The sequence below is a fragment of the Megasphaera stantonii genome (assembly GCF_003367905.1).
In the GTDB taxonomy this organism is placed as follows: Bacteria; Bacillota; Negativicutes; order Veillonellales; family Megasphaeraceae; genus Megasphaera; species Megasphaera stantonii.
On sequence record NZ_CP029462.1, the window covers coordinates 2,221,030 to 2,238,842 of the forward strand.

Genomic DNA, 17,813 nt, shown 5'->3' on the forward strand with positions numbered 1-17,813 from the left:
GCGAGCATATCGCTAAAAGGTTCCGCCCTTGTCGGTTTCCCATTGACACAGGGCGGCTGCGCCTTGTATAATGAAACAGAAGCATGTGACTGACGGAAGTGGAGCTACCACGGGGAGCATGGTTCATTACAGCCGACCGTCTGGGCGAAGGTTCCAGAAGTGTCGGTATTTTTATTTTTGCCAGGAAATTTCTTATTTTCAGGAGGTAATACTAATGAAAGAATTGCAATTGAAATACGGCTGCAATCCGAATCAATCATCGGCAAGAGTATACATGAAAGACGGCAGCGAACTGCCCTTTGAAGTCATGAACGGCCGTCCGGGCTATATCAATCTGCTCGACGCCTTCAACAGCTATCAGCTGGTCAAGGAATTGAAGGAAGCGATAGGCCTTCCCGCCGCGGCGTCCTTTAAGCATGTCAGCCCAGCTGGTGCTGCCGTCGCGACCGACATGAGCGATACGCTGAAAAAAATCTATTATGTAGACGATTTGAAATTATCTCCCCTCGCTTCGGCCTATGCCTGCGCCCGCGGCGCAGACCGCATGAGCTCCTATGGCGATTTTGTCGCCTTGTCGGATATTTGCGACGCTGAAACGGCGACGCTGCTGAAACGGGAAGTATCCGACGGCGTCGTGGCTCCGGGATATACGGACGAAGCCCTGGCTATTCTCAAGACGAAGAAAAAGGGCAACTACTGCGTGCTGAAGATCGACCCCGATTACGTTCCCCAGCCTGTCGAATCGAAGGATGTGTACGGCATTACCTTTGAACAGGAACGCAATAACGCCAAGATTACGGCCGACTTGTTCCAGAACCGCCCGACGAAAAATAAAGACATCCCCGAAGCGGCGCAGCGCGATTTGCTCGTAGCGCTGATTACCCTGAAATATACGCAGTCCAACTCGGTCTGCTACGTCAAGGACGGCATGACCATCGGCGTCGGCGCAGGCCAGCAGTCCCGCGTTCACTGCACGCGCCTGGCCGGCAATAAGGCCGATATCTGGTGGCTTCGCCAGAATCCGAAGGTATTGGCCCTGCCGTTCCGCGATGACGTGCGCCGCCCGGATCGCGACAACGCTATCGACGTCTATATTTCCGATGACTACGAAGACGTACTGGCCGACGGTGTATGGCAGAATCTGTTTACTCAGAAGCCGGAACCCCTTACGAGAGAAGAAAAGAAAGCCTGGATCGGTCAGCTCCACGGCGTAGCGCTAGGCAGCGACGCTTTCTTCCCCTTTGGTGATAACGTAGAACGGGCCCACCGCAGCGGCGTCGATTACATCGCTCAGGCCGGCGGCTCTATCCGCGACGACAATGTCATCGAAACATGTGACAAATACAATATTGCTATGGCAATGACCGGCTTGCGGTTGTTCCACCACTAAGATATGAAAAGAGCGTCCCCTTAGGGGACGCTTATTTTATAATTTTCTTCTCCTTGACTTAGAGCGTACTTCATGTGATACAATGAAGATGTTTATGAGAATGAGTTTATCGGGAGGTAGGTTATGGAAAAAGCAAAAGTATATTTTACGGATTTTCGCTGTAAAGTAGGTACAAATAATCTGATGAAGCTGCAGAAGCTGTGCAAGAAAGCCGGCATCGAAACAATTGACTTTGAAGGAAAATTTGTTGCCATCAAAATGCATTTCGGCGAATTGGGCTGTCTGGCGTCGATTCGCCCGCAGTACGTCAAAGCCGTCGCCGATTTGGTTAAAGAATTAGGCGGCAAGCCCTTCCTGACGGACTGCAATACCTTGTATCCCGGCAGCCGTAAGCATGCGTTGGAACATTTGGACTGTGCCAACCTGAACGGCTATAATACGATTACGACGGGCTGTCAGATTATCATCGGCGACGGCCTGCGCGGTACGGATGAAGTGGAAATTCCCGTTAAAAACGGCGAATACGTACAGAACGCCAAGATTGGCCGGGCTATTATGGACGCCGACGTATTTATCAGCCTGGCTCACTTTAAAGGCCATGAAATGACCGGCTTCGGCGGCGCCGTTAAAAACATCGGCATGGGCTGCGGCAGCCGCGCCGGTAAGATGGAACAGCATTCGTCGGGCAAGCCGGCTGTCAAGGCCAAGAAGTGCAAGGGCTGCCGCCGCTGCGCATCCGAATGCGGTTCCGATGCGATTACATACGAAGACAACATCGCCCATATTCACGAAGATTTGTGCAAGGGCTGCGGCCGCTGCATCGGCGCCTGCGCCTTCGACGCCATTCACACGGTGCAGTGGGACGCCAGTGAAAAACTGGATTACAAGATGGCCGAATATGCTCAGGCCGTCTGCCAGGACCGCCCGTGCTTCCATATCAACCTGGTCATGGACATTTCGCCGAACTGCGACTGCCATGGTGAAAACGATGCGCCCGTATTGCCGAATATTGGCATGTTCGCTTCCTTCGACCCGGTTGCCCTCGACCAGGCCTGCGTCGACGCCTGCTTAAAGGCCACGCCGCTGCCGAACAGCCAGCTGTCCGATAATCTGGCGAAACCCGATTGGGAATGCCACCACGACCATTTCCTCGACGTTCATCCGGATATCAACTGGGAAGCTACGCTGCGCCATGCTGAAAAAATCGGCCTTGGCGTAAGAGACTACGAATTAATTACGGTAAAATAAGCCGAAGCCTATGCGGAAGGCCCCGCCTGCATTTGTACAGGCGGGGCTTTTCGTTTATAATGGGCGAATTGTCAAGCTAAGTGCAACTTTTTAGAGTAATGTACTTCGTATGGCGTTTTGTATCCTAAACATTTTCGGGGACGGCGATTTAGTTCTGCAAAAACAGCTTGCACATAGGCTTCTGGAACGAGTGTGATGTCCGTCCCTTTCGGGAAATACTCTCGGACTAGGCCATTGGTATTTTCGTTGCTTCCCCGCTGCCAGGGCTGATGCGGCGGCGGGAAATAAAACGGCACGCCGTTCAAGGCCTCCGTGACAGCGGCATGATGGGCGAACTCTTTTCCTCTGTCCGGCGTAAGGCTTTTTACAGGTTGCCCTTGCAGTACCTGAAGCAATACCGTATTGACGGCTTGTGCTGTCTTTTTGGCTGCTTTGCCTCCTACCAGATACCGGCTCTTTCTATCTACCAACGTAACCAGACAGGCTTTTCCTGTCTTTCCTGCTATGGTATCACATTCCCAATGTCCTCGCCGGGAGCGGTTAGCGGCTCCTGCTGGCCGTTCCGAAATATCGTGAGAGATGGGAATAGAACCCCGTCGTTCCTGATATTGCCGGGTATGCCGGGATTTTCCATGATGCCGCAAGCGGCGGACCGCACCGCGGGACCCATGGGAGGACGACGTTTCATCAAACATACCGGCATATATGGCGCGGTAAATCGTTGCATAGCTAAGGAGTGCCTTCTGATGTTCCAGCTGCAAGCGTCCGGCAATTTCTTCTGGGGACCAATGATGCACCAGGAAGAGATTTTTAACCAATGCGAATAGCTCGGCATTCTCTAACCGCTTGTGAGGCTTGCATGCCTTACGGCGGCGGGCATACTGTTGTTGTGCGGTGATGGGCAGATACTTGCCGTTCACTGTATTTCTGCGTAGTTCCCGTGAGATCGTGGATTTATCTCGGCCGAGGGCCGCCGCAATTCGAGAGATAGAATAGGACTGCGCGCGAAAAAAGAGTAGATTTTCTCGTTCAGATAGAGTAAGATGATGATAGTGGCACATAGGTTTCCTCCGAGATATAGATTTTGTTTGGTAGCATTATTATATCAGAAACCTATGTGTCATTTTTTATAGGTGTTGCACTTGTATTGTAAATTCGCCTGAAAAAAACGGCTTTTGAAGAATTTGTATTTATTTTATCAAAACCAATTGATTTTTCCGGGCACTCTCTATATAATGTAGTTATATATTAAAAAATATTATGAAACCATTAATGTAAATTATAAATATATTAAAACGTACGCTGGTAGTTGACGATGCGGCATGTCGCCGACGGCGTATGACGAGAGAGCGAGGAAGTGAAGCGATGAATTGTGTAATTTGCGGGAAAGAATTTACGCCGCGGCGATCTATTCAGAAATACTGCAGCGCCGAATGCCGGCGGTATGCCAACCGTCATGGCGTCAACGATATCCGGGCCGCCGCTCCGGCTACGGCTCCGGTAATTCGTGAATTCCGCTGTCTGAAATGCGGTACCATCGTCAGAGTACGGGATCATTCGGACGGCAGGATGAAGTTTTGCTCCCAGCATTGCGAAAAGCTGTACTGGAAACATTCGAAGAAAGTAAAGGCCGTCACGGTATACCGCAAGTTTTCCTGTCGGGAATGCGGAAAGCATGTCCTCGTTACGGACCCGCTGGACCGGCGGCGGATTTTCTGCAGCCGCGAATGCCGCATCCACTGGTTCGGCAAGCACAACGCGGAGAAGAGAGCTAAGATGGCTGCAGCTCATGCAGGGGGCGATGTACATGCCGGACAGATGCTGTAGGAAAAAAAGAAGGCACGCGAATCATATATAACGTTCGCGTGCCTTTTTTTGTTTGTCTTATTTATGGCGGGACAAGTCTACTTCGTCCAGCGGAATAATATTCGTATGGTGTTTTACCTTGTGATACAGGTATACGGCGAGGAAGACGGGAATGCCGATGTAGGCGACACTGGCGCCGTACCAGTCAATTTCTGCTCCCGTAAAGGCCGAGTAGTTCTGACCGGCCGTAACGATGATGCACATGAGCAGGGCCAGCAGGGGGCCGAAGGGGAAGAAGGTTGCTCTGTAGGGCAATTCCTTTAAATCCTTGCCTTGGGCCACGTAGGCGCGGCGGAAGCGGTAATGGCAAATAGCGATGCCGATCCAGGTAATAAAGCCGGCCATGCCGCTGATGTTGACGAGCCAGTCGTAGGCCTTGCCTTCGCCGATGAGCGACGTAAGGAAGGCTGCCAGGCCAAAGATAACCGTTGCGAACAGCGCATACGACGGAACGCCGCGCTTATTCAGCTTGAGGAAACATTTTGGTGCCTGGCCGGTCTGGGCCATGGCGTAGAGCATACGCGTCGAGACGTACAGGCCGGAGTTGCCGGCAGATAATACGGCTGTTAAAATAACAGCGTTCATAATCGAGGCGGCGGCAGCCAGGCCGAAGCGTTCAAATACCAGCGTAAAGGGGCTGATAGAAATATTTTCTACGCTCGAATTGAGAAGATTCGGGTCCGTATAGGGAATGAGGAACCCAATGACGACGAAGGCTCCTAAATAGAATAACAAAATACGCCAGAAAATAGAGTGAACGGCACGGGGAACGTTTTTTTCCGGATTTTCACTTTCGCCGGCAGCGATACCGATCATTTCCGTTCCCTGGAAGGAGAAGCCGGCAACCATGAAGATGCTCAGCATGGCGGTAAATCCGCCGACGAAGGGCGCATCGCCGACCGTCCAGTTTACGAATCCCGGCGACGGCTCGGGCCCGAGTCCCAGAATGAGGAAGGCGCCGGCGCAGAGGAAAATTAATACTGTCAGAACTTTGATACCAGCAAAGATAAATTCGCTTTCACCGTACGAGCGGGTCGAAAGATAATTAAGGACAAATAAGATAATCAGGAAAATGCCGCTCCATACAGCTGCCGGGACATCGGGAAACCAGTATTTCATAATCAGGGCGCCGGCAACCAGTTCGGCTGCGACGGTAATAGCCCAGTTGAACCAATAGTTCCAACCCAAGGCAAATCCTAAGGATTTATCGACGTAGCGGTTGGCATACGTTTCAAAGGAGCCGCTGACCGGCAGGTACGCTGCCATTTCCCCTAAGCTGGTCATAAGGAAATATACCATGACGCCGATGAGGGAATAGGCAACGAGGGCACCGCCCGGACCGGCTGTGCTGACGGTCTCGCCGCCGGCGACAAACAGGCCTGTGCCGATAGCGCCGCCGATGGCGATCATATTCAGATGGCGGGCTTTTAAGCTACGGCGCAGCTGTTGTTGTTCTTCTTTCATTCAATCACAACCTTTTTTATAGTATTACTATAGTAAAAAAAAACTTACCTGTATATTATAGCGAATGTTTTTCTTGTTGACAATTAAAGGTTTCATCAGGGTTTATACCAAATTTGAAAATAAAATACGCTGGAGCAGGCATTTAACGCAATGTCCTGGACAATTCGTCAACCGTATGTTTCAACAGGACAATATGCGATTTTTTATGCGTTTTCATGCGCGTCGTCGGGCCGGAAATGCTGATGGAGGCGACAGCTCGTCCTGTTGCGTCGACGATAGGGACGGCAAAACAGGTCAGGCCGAGTTCGCTTTCTTCGTTGTCGCAGGCGTAGCCCTCTCTTTTTACCTGGTCGAGAAGGTGGAGGAGCTCGCCGGCATCGCCGAGAGACGCAGGGGTCAGCTTTTGGAAGCTGACTCTTTTTATATATTCTCGTATGACCTGGTCGGACTGAAATCCTAAAATCGCCTTGCCCGATGCCGTGTGGTGAGCGAGCTGACGATAGCCCAGGGCCGTTTCCATTTTCAGCTGCGACGTGCCTAAGGCGCGGTCGATGAACATGATGTGAATGCCGTCGTCGACAATGCCTAAATGACTCGTTTCTCCCGTCTGCCGGGCGATGTCCTGCAGGTAGGGATGGATGAGTGCAGCCAGCTCCATGCGGTTATAGGCCAGCATGCCTAGGGAAAACATGTTGAGGCCCAGACGATAGGTGGCGTGGTCGGTCTTCGATAAAAAGCCGCGGTTTTCCAAGGTGACCATGAAACGGAACACTGTGCTGCGGCTGAGGCCCAGCAGCTTGGCCGCGTCGTTTACGCTGAGTTCTTCATAGTCGAAGAAGAGATTTAGGAGAGACAGCGTATTGTCTACAGAGGTGAGTATATATTTTTCTTTATTCGAGGCGTCTTCTTTCATATACAGTATCCTTTGCGGGGGTAGTTTTTATGTACAATGTATAAATCATTTTTATTATAGCATACTCACCGTAAGAGACCTATAGATATGACGCGGGCACATCATAAAGAGGCGGAAAATATCGCTTTCTCATATATCATATTTTTCATTGACACATAACTTTAATCATTCTAATATAGAAATATAAAGTTCACATAAAGAAACTAAAGTATCTTTATATGAATAAGCGAGGAGATGAAACTATGAAGGAAATTCGTTTGCAGGGCCGCGGCGGCCAGGGCGTGGTCAAAGCGTCGCAGCTCGTCGTGGAAGCGGCCGTAGCCGAAGGGCTGTACGGACAGGCTATTCCCTTTTTCGGCGTAGAACGGAAGGGATCGCCGGTATTTGGGTATCTGCGCTTGTCTCACAGTCCGATTCGCCGCCGTATGCAGGTCTATGAGCCGGATATCTTGATTATATTTGACGATTCCCTCGTGTCGGCGCCGGAGACCTTCGACGGCTTGAAAGCAGGCGGTATGGTGATTCTCAATACGACTAAAACACGGGAAGAGCTGCCCCTTCCGCCTCAGGCCGGCAGCGTATGGCTCGTCGACGCCGCGGGAATTTCGGAAGGCCTGTTAGGCCGCAACATGCCGAATACGGCCATGCTCGGCGCTTTTGCCAAGGCGACAGGCTTGGTGGATAAGGATACGCTGTTGGATAAGATTGAGCATACCTTTGGCGCAGAGAATAAGGAAGCAGCTGTCCGGGCTTACGACAGCGCTGCGGAATACAAGTAAGGGGGAGAAACTATGAGCGAACGCCAGCATATTACGCCAGTCGGCGATACGGGGATGTACATTTTGGATACGGCGTCGTGGCGCGTATTCCGCCCGGTCATGGATAAGGAACAATGCGTGGAATGCGGCATGTGCCTGACGTACTGTCCGGTGAACGCCATCGTCGGCCGTGAAGATAATACGTACGAAATTACCTATGACTACTGCAAGGGATGCGGCATCTGCGCCCAGGAATGCCCGCGCGGGGCGATTGAGATGGTACCGGAAGGAGGCTGCTAGACGATGAGCAGAAAGGTAGTATTGACGGGGAACGACGCGGCGGCGGAAGCGGCGGCCTTGTGCCGTCCCGATTTGGTAGCGGCCTATCCGATTACGCCGCAGTCGAAGGTAGTCGAACATTTAGCCGCGATGATATACGACGGCAGGCTGGATTCGACGATGATTCAGGTAGAAAGCGAGCACTCGGCCATGAGCGCCGTCCAGGGCGCGTCTGCCGGAGGGGGACGGGTCTTTACGGCTACGAGCGCCCAGGGGCTGGCGCTGATGTTCGAACCCTATATGCGGCAGGCTACGCTGCGCCTGCCCATGGTCATGGCCTTGGCGACGCGGGAAATGACGTCGCCAGAAACGGTGTGGAGCGGCCAGCAGGACGCCATGTCCGTCCGCGAGGCCGGCTGGATGCAGGTATTCTGCGAGAGCAATCAGGAAATCATCGACATGATCATTCAGGGCTACATGCTGGCCGAAGATCCGCGGGTCTTATTGCCTATTAACGTGTGCTACGACGGCTTTTACAGCTCCCATCTGACGGAAGGGGCGGAACTGCCCGCTCAGGAAGACGTCGACGCCTTCTTGCCGCATTACAGCGCCGATTGGAATCCTATTTTAAATCCCGACAAGCCGCTGGCCCTGGACCCGCTGACGGCCGGCCCGCTGCTGATGAAATACAGAAAGAGCCATTTGGATGCGATGGAACGGGCCCTAACCGTGCTGGAAGAGGTAGACGCGAAATTTGCCGCCGCCTTCGGCCGGTCTTACGGCGGCGCGATTGAAGAATACCGACTCGACGACGCCGACGTCGTTTTGATTACCATTGCCGGCATGAGCGGCACGGCGAAGGACGCCGTCGACATGGCCCGCGAAAAGGGCGTCAAAGTCGGCCTCATTCGCCTGCGCTTCACGAGGCCCTTCCCGGGAAAACGCATCGCCAAAGCCCTGCTGGGCAAGAAAGCCTTCTGCGTTCTCGACAGAAGCGTATCCTTCGGCTGGAGCCAGGGGCCGATGCACATGGAAGTCAAGGCGGCCCTTGCCGATCAGGGCGCGTCGTACTGTCATTTCTCGGCTATCGGCGGCTTAGGCGGCGCTGACATTTCTTTAACGGAAATCTCAGGACTTATAGATGAATTAGAAACTCATAAAGAAGAAAATGGCGAACGGCCCGTCAAGTGGCTGCTGAAGGACTAAGGAGGGATCGTTTATGAACTATATATCTTTGCTGAAAGAAGCCCCCGATCAGATTACGCCGGGCATGTCGGCCTGCCAGGGCTGCGGCGGCGAGCTGATTCTGCGGCGGGTCATGCAGATTGCCGGAAAAAATACGATTATAGCGATTCCGCCGGGATGTATGGCCGGCGCCGGCGTCGTCGGCTGGAAGTATGCCAACGGGCAGAAAACGCCGGTTCACATTACTCTTTTGGACAATACGGCGGCCTTTTTAAGCGGCTTATCGCGCATGTACGAGCGGAAGGGGCGGAGCGACGTCAACATCGTCGCCGTCGCGGGAGACGGCGCGACGGCCGACTGCGGGTTCCAGAGCTTGTCGGCGGCGGCGGAACGGGGCGAAAAGATGCTGTACGTCTGCTACGATAACGAAGGCTACATGAATACGGGCTATCAGCGCAGTTCGACGACGACGCTGGGGTCCCGCACGTCGACGACGCCTTTGGGCAGCAAAATCAGCGGCAAGGAACAGCAGCAGAAGTACGTGCCCCTCATCATGGCCATGCATCAGATCGAATACTGCGCTACGGCCTCGCCGTCCCACATGAAGGACATGGTGGAAAAAATCCAGAAGGGGCTGGCGGCCAGCAAGAAGGGCTTCGCCTACCTGCATATTTTCTCTCCCTGCCCGACGGGCTGGGGGTATGGCAGCCACCTGAGTATTACAGTGGCTCGCCGGGCCGTAGAATCCAATCTGTTTCCTCTGTGGGAAATGGCTGACGGTAAGCTGACTGTAAACGTCAAGCCGGCCCATCCCCTGCCCGTAACCGACTTCGTCAAATCCATCGGCAAGTTTAAAGCCCTCAGCGACGAAGCAATCGCGGCGATTCAACGGCGGACGGACCAACGGTTTCAGCTGCTGCTGACGTTGGCTGGAAATGAATAGAGACGCGTCATACGTATTTTATCTGCCTGAGGCAGCGCTGCGCTGCTTCAGGTTTTTTGCTGCCTATTTCCGCCTAGCCAGGGTATGACATATATCGTATAATAAGTACATATGTACCATTTATTTGCGTAGAAGGAGACACTTATGAATTTGGAAGAATGCCGGAAGGAAATCGACAGGCTGGACAAAGAGCTGACGAATTTGCTGGAGCAGCGCATGCAGGTAGTGGCGAAGGTAGCCGCGTATAAAAAGGCAAATCACATGGAAATATTCGACCCGCGGCGGGAGCGGCAGGTCCTCGACAAGATTGCCGCCATGGCGCAGTATAAGGAATTGGCTCCGTACTTGCAGAAGATTTATCAATGCATTATGGATGAAAGCAAAAACTATGAACGGGAGTATATGAAGTTATAAATATGGCAGATATGGAAACGGTGCAGGGGGCGGTAGAACGCGTTTTGTTTGAGGCCCCCGATTCGGATTATATAGTCTTCCGCATTCGGCGCGAAGACGACGAGTCCCTGCTGACGGTTACGGGAAACGGCCCGAAGCCGCTGGTTGGAGACCGCATAGAAATCATGGGCCGGTGGACCCAGCATAAAAAGTATGGCCGCCAAATGGCGGCGTCGGCGTGGAAGCGCCTCATTCCCGATACGGCCGACGGCATCGAGCGGTTTTTGGCGTCGGGCGCCGTCAAGGGCATCGGGCCGTCTCTGGCTCGCCGTATCGTATCGGCCTTCGGCAGCCAGACGATGGCCGTCCTGGAAAAGGAACCAAAACGCCTGCTGGAAATCGAAGGCATCGGCGCGAAAAAGCTGGCCGTCATTACTGAATCGTTTTATGAAGAAAAGCAGGTCAACGACCTGGCCTTGGATTTGGAGACCCACGGCGTGTCGGGGCGCTATGCGGCGCGGCTCGTGCAGAAATACGGCGAAGAAGCCCTGTATGTTCTGACAGAGGAGCCGTACCGCATGATTGCCGAAATAGACGGCATCGGCTTTAAAACGGCCGACCAGATTGCCTTGGCGTACGGCATGGACCCGCAGTCGCCGGAGCGGCTGGCGGCGGGCTTGACGTATGTCCTTCAAGACATGACACAGAACGGCCACGTATGTATTCCCGATAGGGAGCTCGTCTACCGGGCGTCCCTCATCTTGCGGGCGGAACAGCTGATGCTGCGGGATGTGCTGACTGAAGCGCTCGCCATGGGGCAGCTTTGTGCCGATGACTACGGCGGCGAGACCTATGTGTATACGCTGCAGGCCTATGAAGAAGAACGGGGCGTTGCCGAGCGGATACGGGAAATGGCCGCGTATACGCCGCCTAAGCCGCGGCGGCATGTGGAATTGTTTTTAGACCGCTGGCAGGAGTCGTGCCAGTTCCAGCTGGCCGAGGGGCAGCGCGAAGCCGTATCCCAATCCCTGCAGTCGGGAATGCTGGTCATTACCGGCGGCCCGGGGACCGGCAAGACGACGGTCGTGCAGGCAATCATCCGCCTGGCCGAGCAGGAAGGGCTGCGCATCGTCTTGTGCGCGCCTACGGGGCGGGCGGCGAAGCGCCTGGCCGAAACGACGGAGCGCAAGGCTAAGACGATTCACCGCCTTCTCGTGCCGGAAGGCTTTGCCGGCGGCCGACAGGTCTTCGAATACAACGAAACGAAGCAGCTGCCCGCCGATTTGGTCATCGTCGACGAAGTTTCCATGCTGGATATGGAAATGCTGTATCACTTGCTGCAGGCACTGAGCCCGCGCTGCCGGTGCATCCTCGTCGGCGACGCCGATCAGCTGCCGTCGGTCGGAGCCGGCGCCGTCCTTCACGATATTATTCAGTCCGAAATACTCCCCGTCGTGCGGCTGCAGACGATTTTCCGCCAAAAAGAAGGGGGCCGCATCGTGACGAACGCCCATCTCATCAACGGCGGCCGCCTGCCCGTAGTCAATGAAGACGAGGAATTCCGCTTTGTGGAAATTGAACGGGAAGAGCAGGGAGCGGACGTGATCTGCCGGCTGTACGCGGCAGAAACGGCGGAGGCCGGCGACAAGTTCGCCGTACAGGTGCTGTCGCCGATGTATAAAAATCCCTGCGGCGTCGACAACTTAAACGCCGTCATCCAGTCCGCCGTCAACGGGCCCCAAAAAGGAAAAGGCGAGCATAAGGCGGGAAAGGTGACCTTCCGTACAGGCGATAAGGTCATGCAGAAGCAGAACAACTATGACAAGGGCGTATTTAACGGCGACATCGGTGAGATTTTTGCCGTGCAGGACGACATCGTGTACGTGCGCTATCCGGAGCAGGACATCAAGTACGAAGGGCAGGAAATCGATGAAATTACCCTGGCCTATGCCATAACGGTTCATAAGAGCCAGGGGAGCGAGTACCATACGGTTATCATGACGCTCGTCAACAGCCATGGCATCATGCTGCAGCGGAACTTGCTGTATACGGCGGTTACGAGGGCCAAGGGCAAGGTCATCCTTGTCGGTACGAAAGCGGCCCTGCGCACGGCCGTTCAAAACGTGCGGACGAGCCGGCGTTTTACCTTGCTGGCTCAGCGGCTGAGGGAGGAAGAAATATGCTGAAGGAATGGCTGCTGAACCTGTTGTATCCGCCGCGCTGTCCTGGCTGCGGCGCTGCCGTAAGCCGTCATGGCCAATGGTGCTCTTCCTGTTTCGGGGCAGTCTGGCGTCCGCGCCGGCTCGCGCGGAAACGGGAAAGCCGCCTGACCGCCTGTTACTGCCTGTGCGATTACCGCGGGCCTGTCCGGACGATGCTGCAGCGGCTTAAATATGACGGGGCCGTGCGCTACGAACAGGCTGCGGAAGAGCTGCTGACGCAGTTTCCCTGGCCGGAGCGGCTGGGGCATATCGACTGCGTCGTGCCGGTGCCCCTGGTTCCAGAAAAAGAGCGCAAGCGGGGGTTCAACCAGTCGGAAGTATTGTTCCGCTCCTGGGCGGAACGGCGCTGGCCATGGAAAGACGGCCTGCAACGCGTCCGTTCGACTCAGGCCCAGTGGCATCTGGACAAGGCGGACCGTGCTGACAACGTAAAACGAGCCTTTGAAGTCAAAGGCTCGTTTGAGGTACGGGGAAAGCATATTCTGTTGGTCGACGACATTTATACGACGGGGACGACGATGGAAGCCTGCGCCTACGCGCTGCACAAAAAAGGCGCTGCCAGCGTGACGGGGTTCGTCGTTGCCAGCGGCACCTTATAATTGACCTAACGTTTCAATAAATGCCTTGACGACTTCCGGGTCGAAGAGAATGCCTGAAGCGCTGAACATTTCGCGGACGGCCTGCTGCTTCGTCTTGGCCCAGAGCTCTGTCGACGGGTTGATGATGCGGTCGTAATAGTCTGCGACCGCGATGATGCGGGCGCCGAAGGGAATATTGGCCCCGCGCAGGTGCTTGGGAAATCCCGAGCCGTCCCACCGTTCGTGGTGATAGCGGATATACGGCACGATATCCTGACAGCAGGGAATGTTTTCCAGCATGTTGCCGCCCGCCGCGGCGTGGCGCTTGTACTGGGCGTTTTCCCGGCGGTTGAGATAGGGGATTTTTGCCAGCAGCGTATTGGAAACGAAGAGAAGGCCGACGTCGTGCAGAAGGGCTGCGTGCTTGATCTGCTCAATTTCACTTTTGGGAAGAGCCAGCTTGGCGGCGATGCTGACGCTGTAGTTGGCAACCTGAAGGGAGTGCATATACAGCCGTTGGTTCTTCAGTTGTATGAATTTGAGCAGCTCCGCCGTAATCGTGTCGAGGGAATTCATTTCCTCTATCCCGATGCCGGCGGCCTGTTTCAGCGATACCATGTACATGACGGACAAAACCTTTCTTCAATACTATATTACTTCTTTTTTATGCGCCGGGAACGGCGCATTTTTTGCGGATGGCGCAGGATATTAAACATCCTGGCGCTCGTTTTTTTGATGCGAGAGCCCGTATTCTTCATGCGGCGGACCGTCGTAATCTTCGATTTGCGGGCAGGCCGCATGTCGCGGAGCGAGCCGAAGTCGCCGCGGCGGATGCTCGTAGCTTTGATGCGGTCGGAGCCTAAGATGACCTTCAGCGTGCTCATGACGTGGCTGGCGTTGAGGTCGTTGTTGAAGCTGTAAATGTCGACGGCGACGTAAGCCAGCTGGGGATAAATGTGGATGCAGAGATGGGCGTTTTTCGACACGCCGATACAGACGAGCTCCTCCGCGTCGTCATGGTACAGCGTGATGCCCTCAATAGGCATGCCGACAGGCTCGAAGGCCTTTTTTACCAGATTCTGCAGCTCGTCGCTCGTCGTTAGTTCTGCCTTGCAGTTGTAAAAGTCTATCAGTAAATGTTTTCCTAATGTATTAGCCATGAATTTCCACCCGTTAGTTTAGTACAGCTCATTATATACTGTTTTTTCCGCCTTGTAAACGCAGTTTTCCAAATGGAAATAAGGACGGAGATACTATAAGTATTTTCTATTATCGTAAAATATACGTAAAAATGCGACCTCCAGAGCTATCGGGCAAGATATGTCCGCGGTTAACATATCAAAATGTCATAAAACTATGCTGAATATGCCTTCTGTTTTACGGCAAAAGAAATATCGCCCATTGTCTTGTCAGCTGTAAATGCTTGATGCTATAATAGCAGGTAAACGATGAAGAGAAAGGGGATTGCAATGGAATTGATTGAAAAGGAAATTGCCCGGCTGAAAGAGGAGCGACGCGCCGTCATATTGGCTCACTACTACGTGCCCGACGACGTACAGCGCGTCGCCGATTACGTCGGCGATTCTTTTTACTTGAGCAAGAAGGCAAAAGAGACTGACGCCCAGACGATCGTGTTCGCCGGCGTACGTTTCATGGGAGAAAGCGCAAAAATCCTCAATCCGCAGAAACGGGTCCTCATGCCGGACAGCACGGCCGATTGCCCTATGGCGCACATGGTCACGGCGAAGGCCGTAGAAGACATGCGCCGGCAGTACGACGACCTGGCTGTCGTATGCTACGTGAACTCCACGGCGGAGATTAAGACGCACAGCGACGTGTGCGTTACGTCGTCCAATGCGGTGCACATCGTCAAAAAGCTGCCGCAGCGCAATATATTCTTTATTCCCGATAAAAACCTGGGGCATTACGTGAGCACGCAGGTTCCGGAAAAGCATATCCTGTGCAATGACGGCTACTGTCCCCGGCACAACGGCGTCCGCCCGGACGTCGTACGGGCCTGCAAGGAACAGCATCCCAAGGCCCTGTTTTTGGTTCATCCCGAATGCCCGGAAGAAGTTTTGGCCTTAGCTGATTACATCGGCAGTACGGCCGGCATTATCGAGTATGCCGGAAAAGCCGGAGCCGACGAATTCATTATCGGGACCGAGGACGGCGTTATGTACGAATTGACGAAGCGGTATCCGGAAAAGACGTTTTATTCCGTCATGGAAGGCCGGGTCTGCGAAGATATGAAGAAAGTGACGCTGGAAAAGGTACTGCAGTGCCTGCGCGACGGGACGGGAGAAATTACCGTGTCCGACGAAGTGCGGGAAAAAGCGCTTCGTTCGCTGGACCGTATGCTGGAATTAGCTGAATAAGGCGATTTGATAAAGAGGGAATAGGTATGAAGATAATAAATACGGACGTGCTGATCGTAGGGACCGGCGCCAGCGGGCTCTTTGCGGCGCTCCACCTGCCGACGGACAAGCAGGTGCTGATGATTACGAAAGACCAGACAGAAAACAGCGATTCCTATTTGGCTCAGGGCGGCATCTGCGTGCTGCGCGACGAAGACGATTATGACAGCTTCATGGAAGATACGCTGAAAGCCGGCCATTATGAAAACCGGCGCGAGTCTGTCGACATCATGATTCGTTCCTCGCGCAGCGTCATCGACCAGCTTATCCGCTGGGGCGTGGATTTCGCCATGAAGGACGGGCAGCTGGATTACACGCGGGAAGGATGTCATTCCAAAGCGCGGATTCTTTACCATGAAGACGTGACGGGGAAAGAAATTACCAGCAAGCTGCTGGCCGCCGTGCGCGGCCTGCCGAATGTGACGATTCTGGAATATACGACGATGATCGATTTGGTAGCCAAGGATAACCGGTGTCTCGGCATTATCGCCCGGGATGAAGCAGGCGGATACATGGCCATTGAAGCTGCCAAGACGATATTAGCCAGCGGCGGCGTAGGCGGATTGTACGAAAGGTCTACGAATTTTCCCCACCTGACGGGCGACGCCATTGCCATTGCCCGCCGGCACGGCATCGCTCTGGAGCATATCGACTACGTGCAGATTCACCCGACGTCGCTGTATACGACTCATCCCGGCCGAAGCTTTTTGATTTCCGAATCTGTCCGCGGCGAGGGGGCCAGGCTGTACGGCAAGGACGGCCGGCGGTTTGCCAGCGAGGTGCTGCCCCGCGACGTGATGACGGCGGAAATCCGCAAGCAAATGGCCAAAGACGGCATGCCCTACGTATGGCTGGACATGACGGTCCTCGGAAAAGACACGATTTTCCGCCATTTCCCCAATATCTATCAGAAATGCCTGGAAGAGGGCTTCGACGTAACGAAGGACTGGATTCCCGTCGTACCGGCCCAGCATTACTTCATGGGCGGCATCCACGTCGACTCTTTCAGCAAGACGACGATGGACGGATTATACGCCGTTGGTGAAACGAGCTGCAACGGCGTGCATGGTAAAAACCGCCTGGCCAGCAACTCACTGCTGGAAAGCCTGGTCTTTGCCGAACGGGCGGCCGGGCAGGTCAGCCAGCAGATACGGCGTCCGGCGGCGCGTCCAGAGGGAGAATTTGAATGGCTCGGCGAACGGGCTGTTCAGGCGCTGAAAAAGGAAGAACGTACGCTGGCGGCGCAGTATAAGGCCGAAGTATTACAAGAAATGGAACGGGAGCGGAGCGCACAATGAACGAACTGAATTCGATTACGATGAAGCTGCATGTAGATCCGATATTGATGATGGCACTGCAGGAAGATATCAGCAGTGAGGACGTGTCGACGAACGCCGTCATGCCCGAAGCCTGCCTGGGCGAAGTAGAGCTGCTCAGCAAGGCCGACGGCGTCATCGCTGGCTTGCCGGTCTTTGCCAGAGTGTTTACGCTGCTGGATGAAGAGACGGACTTTACCTTTTATGTCAAAGACGGCGATAGGGTGTCCAAGGGGCAGAAGCTGGCCGTCATCCGCGGCGATATCCGGGCGCTGCTGTCGGGCGAACGGGTGGCGCTCAACTACCTGCAGCGCCTGAGCGGCGTGGCTACGTACACAAACCGGGTCGTCAAGCTGCTGGAAGGAAGCGGTATTAAGCTCCTCGACACGCGCAAGACGACGCCGAATATGCGGCTTTTGGAAAAATACGCCGTTACCGTCGGCGGCGGCTGCAACCACCGCTACAATTTGTCCGACGGCATTTTGCTGAAGGACAATCACATCGGCGCGGCCGGTTCGGTGGCGAAAGCCGTCGCCATGGCCAAGGCCTACGCACCCTTCGTCCGCAAGATAGAAGTGGAAACGGAAACCCTCGACATGGTGCGCGAAGCCGTCGAAGCCGGCGCCGATATTATCATGTTCGACAACATGACGCACGATATGATGAAGGAAGCTGTGGCTATCATCAACGGCCGGGCGGAAACGGAATGCTCGGGCAACGTAACAGAAGAAAACATCAGCAAGCTGAAGGATGTAGGCGTAGATTATATTTCCAGCGGAGCCTTGACCCATTCTGCGCCGATTTTGGATTTGTCCTTAAAGCATCTTCATCGCCTGTAATT

At 54.2% G+C, this 17,813-nt stretch carries 18 protein-coding genes and 1 riboswitch; of the genes, 13 read left to right on the forward strand and 5 right to left on the reverse strand.

The genetic code is table 11. From position 1 onward, the window contains the following. Positions 1-75 precede the first annotated feature (75 nt). Positions 76-153, forward strand: a riboswitch (ZMP/ZTP riboswitch). A 61-nt stretch (positions 154-214) separates the two neighbouring features. Continuing rightward, positions 215-1,390, forward strand: a complete 1,176-nt coding sequence (locus DKB62_RS10535) for a phosphoribosylaminoimidazolecarboxamide formyltransferase (protein WP_107195577.1) — start codon at positions 215-217, stop codon at positions 1,388-1,390. Between the two features lie 123 nt (positions 1,391-1,513). Next, entirely contained in the window at positions 1,514-2,638 is a 1,125-nt protein-coding gene (locus DKB62_RS10540; protein WP_095630373.1) for a DUF362 domain-containing protein, read from the forward strand. Between the two features lie 71 nt (positions 2,639-2,709). Here DKB62_RS10540 and DKB62_RS10545 read toward each other — a convergent pair whose 3' ends face one another. Further along, entirely contained in the window at positions 2,710-3,699 is a 990-nt protein-coding gene (locus DKB62_RS10545) for an IS30 family transposase (RefSeq protein ID WP_107196804.1), read from the reverse strand. Positions 3,700-4,003: 304 nt separating this feature from the next. On the opposite strand from DKB62_RS10545, the gene DKB62_RS10550 reads away from it, so the two are divergent. Further along, complete coding sequence (locus DKB62_RS10550; RefSeq protein ID WP_087476919.1) at positions 4,004-4,465, forward strand: hypothetical protein; 462 nt, start codon at positions 4,004-4,006, stop codon at positions 4,463-4,465. A gap of 57 nt (positions 4,466-4,522) precedes the next feature. Here DKB62_RS10550 and DKB62_RS10555 read toward each other — a convergent pair whose 3' ends face one another. Both DKB62_RS10555 and DKB62_RS10560 read right to left on the reverse strand, forming a co-directional pair. After that, positions 4,523-5,968, reverse strand: a complete 1,446-nt coding sequence (locus tag DKB62_RS10555; RefSeq protein ID WP_087476920.1) for an amino acid permease — start codon at positions 5,966-5,968, stop codon at positions 4,523-4,525. Positions 5,969-6,110: 142 nt separating this feature from the next. Then, positions 6,111-6,881, reverse strand: a complete 771-nt coding sequence (locus DKB62_RS10560; protein ID WP_087476921.1) for an IclR family transcriptional regulator — start codon at positions 6,879-6,881, stop codon at positions 6,111-6,113. Positions 6,882-7,123: 242 nt separating this feature from the next. Here DKB62_RS10560 and DKB62_RS10565 point away from each other — a divergent pair, with 242 nt between their 5' ends. The 7 genes from DKB62_RS10565 to DKB62_RS10595 all read left to right on the forward strand — a co-directional run bounded on the left by DKB62_RS10565 (position 7,124) and on the right by DKB62_RS10595 (position 13,260). Then, entirely contained in the window at positions 7,124-7,660 is a 537-nt protein-coding gene (locus DKB62_RS10565) for a 2-oxoacid:acceptor oxidoreductase family protein (RefSeq protein WP_157949742.1), read from the forward strand. Positions 7,661-7,672: 12 nt separating this feature from the next. Then, on the forward strand, positions 7,673-7,939 hold the full coding sequence (locus DKB62_RS10570) for a 4Fe-4S binding protein (RefSeq protein ID WP_107196626.1): 267 nt from the start codon (positions 7,673-7,675) through the stop codon (positions 7,937-7,939). Between the two features lie 3 nt (positions 7,940-7,942). Beyond that, positions 7,943-9,124 carry a phenylglyoxylate dehydrogenase gene (locus DKB62_RS10575; RefSeq protein WP_107196627.1) on the forward strand — a complete coding sequence of 394 codons (1,182 nt, stop codon included), beginning with the start codon at positions 7,943-7,945 and terminating at the stop codon, positions 9,122-9,124. A 13-nt stretch (positions 9,125-9,137) separates the two neighbouring features. After that, positions 9,138-10,046, forward strand: a complete 909-nt coding sequence (locus DKB62_RS10580; protein WP_107196628.1) for a thiamine pyrophosphate-dependent enzyme — start codon at positions 9,138-9,140, stop codon at positions 10,044-10,046. Positions 10,047-10,190: 144 nt separating this feature from the next. After that, a complete protein-coding gene (locus DKB62_RS10585; RefSeq protein WP_107196629.1) occupies positions 10,191-10,460 on the forward strand; it encodes a chorismate mutase in 270 nt (89 codons plus the stop codon). Positions 10,461-10,462: 2 nt separating this feature from the next. After that, positions 10,463-12,625 (forward strand): SF1B family DNA helicase RecD2, encoded by a 2,163-nt coding sequence (gene recD2, locus DKB62_RS10590; protein WP_107196630.1) that lies wholly within the window; start codon positions 10,463-10,465, stop codon positions 12,623-12,625. Next, entirely contained in the window at positions 12,619-13,260 is a 642-nt protein-coding gene (locus tag DKB62_RS10595) for a ComF family protein (RefSeq protein WP_107196631.1), read from the forward strand. Before recD2 ends, DKB62_RS10595 begins: the two co-directional genes overlap by 7 nt. On the opposite strand, the gene DKB62_RS10600 is transcribed toward DKB62_RS10595, so the two are convergent. Continuing rightward, on the reverse strand, positions 13,255-13,863 hold the full coding sequence (locus DKB62_RS10600) for an HD-GYP domain-containing protein (protein ID WP_107196632.1): 609 nt from the start codon (positions 13,861-13,863) through the stop codon (positions 13,255-13,257). The two genes, DKB62_RS10595 and DKB62_RS10600, sit on opposite strands and share 6 nt — an antisense overlap. A 29-nt stretch (positions 13,864-13,892) precedes the next feature. Continuing rightward, positions 13,893-14,399 (reverse strand): S-adenosylmethionine decarboxylase family protein, encoded by a 507-nt coding sequence (locus tag DKB62_RS10605; RefSeq protein WP_107196633.1) that lies wholly within the window; start codon positions 14,397-14,399, stop codon positions 13,893-13,895. Between the two features lie 309 nt (positions 14,400-14,708). On the opposite strand from DKB62_RS10605, the gene nadA reads away from it, so the two are divergent. From nadA to nadC, 3 genes are read left to right on the forward strand one after another with little or no spacing between them, the layout of a single operon-like run. Beyond that, entirely contained in the window at positions 14,709-15,617 is a 909-nt protein-coding gene (gene nadA / locus DKB62_RS10610) for a quinolinate synthase NadA (RefSeq protein ID WP_095629934.1), read from the forward strand. A 26-nt stretch (positions 15,618-15,643) separates the two neighbouring features. After that, complete coding sequence (locus DKB62_RS10615; RefSeq protein WP_087476932.1) at positions 15,644-16,954, forward strand: L-aspartate oxidase; 1,311 nt, start codon at positions 15,644-15,646, stop codon at positions 16,952-16,954. Beyond that, positions 16,951-17,811 carry a carboxylating nicotinate-nucleotide diphosphorylase gene (gene nadC, locus DKB62_RS10620; protein ID WP_232818838.1) on the forward strand — a complete coding sequence of 287 codons (861 nt, stop codon included), beginning with the start codon at positions 16,951-16,953 and terminating at the stop codon, positions 17,809-17,811. Before DKB62_RS10615 ends, nadC begins: the two co-directional genes overlap by 4 nt. Positions 17,812-17,813: the final 2 nt, after the last annotated feature.

Coding starts and splice junctions, on each gene's coding strand:
- DKB62_RS10535 (WP_107195577.1), top strand. CDS start 215: ATGAAAGAATTGCAATTGAAATACGGCTGCAATCCGAATCAATCATCG.
- DKB62_RS10540 (WP_095630373.1), top strand. CDS start 1,514: ATGGAAAAAGCAAAAGTATATTTTACGGATTTTCGCTGTAAAGTAGGT.
- DKB62_RS10545 (WP_107196804.1), bottom strand. CDS start 3,699: ATGTGCCACTATCATCATCTTACTCTATCTGAACGAGAAAATCTACTC.
- DKB62_RS10550 (WP_087476919.1), top strand. CDS start 4,004: ATGAATTGTGTAATTTGCGGGAAAGAATTTACGCCGCGGCGATCTATT.
- DKB62_RS10555 (WP_087476920.1), bottom strand. CDS start 5,968: ATGAAAGAAGAACAACAACAGCTGCGCCGTAGCTTAAAAGCCCGCCAT.
- DKB62_RS10560 (WP_087476921.1), bottom strand. CDS start 6,881: ATGAAAGAAGACGCCTCGAATAAAGAAAAATATATACTCACCTCTGTA.
- DKB62_RS10565 (WP_157949742.1), top strand. CDS start 7,124: ATGAAGGAAATTCGTTTGCAGGGCCGCGGCGGCCAGGGCGTGGTCAAA.
- DKB62_RS10570 (WP_107196626.1), top strand. CDS start 7,673: ATGAGCGAACGCCAGCATATTACGCCAGTCGGCGATACGGGGATGTAC.
- DKB62_RS10575 (WP_107196627.1), top strand. CDS start 7,943: ATGAGCAGAAAGGTAGTATTGACGGGGAACGACGCGGCGGCGGAAGCG.
- DKB62_RS10580 (WP_107196628.1), top strand. CDS start 9,138: ATGAACTATATATCTTTGCTGAAAGAAGCCCCCGATCAGATTACGCCG.
- DKB62_RS10585 (WP_107196629.1), top strand. CDS start 10,191: ATGAATTTGGAAGAATGCCGGAAGGAAATCGACAGGCTGGACAAAGAG.
- recD2 (WP_107196630.1), top strand. CDS start 10,463: ATGGCAGATATGGAAACGGTGCAGGGGGCGGTAGAACGCGTTTTGTTT.
- DKB62_RS10595 (WP_107196631.1), top strand. CDS start 12,619: ATGCTGAAGGAATGGCTGCTGAACCTGTTGTATCCGCCGCGCTGTCCT.
- DKB62_RS10600 (WP_107196632.1), bottom strand. CDS start 13,863: ATGTACATGGTATCGCTGAAACAGGCCGCCGGCATCGGGATAGAGGAA.
- DKB62_RS10605 (WP_107196633.1), bottom strand. CDS start 14,399: ATGGCTAATACATTAGGAAAACATTTACTGATAGACTTTTACAACTGC.
- nadA (WP_095629934.1), top strand. CDS start 14,709: ATGGAATTGATTGAAAAGGAAATTGCCCGGCTGAAAGAGGAGCGACGC.
- DKB62_RS10615 (WP_087476932.1), top strand. CDS start 15,644: ATGAAGATAATAAATACGGACGTGCTGATCGTAGGGACCGGCGCCAGC.
- nadC (WP_232818838.1), top strand. CDS start 16,951: ATGAACGAACTGAATTCGATTACGATGAAGCTGCATGTAGATCCGATA.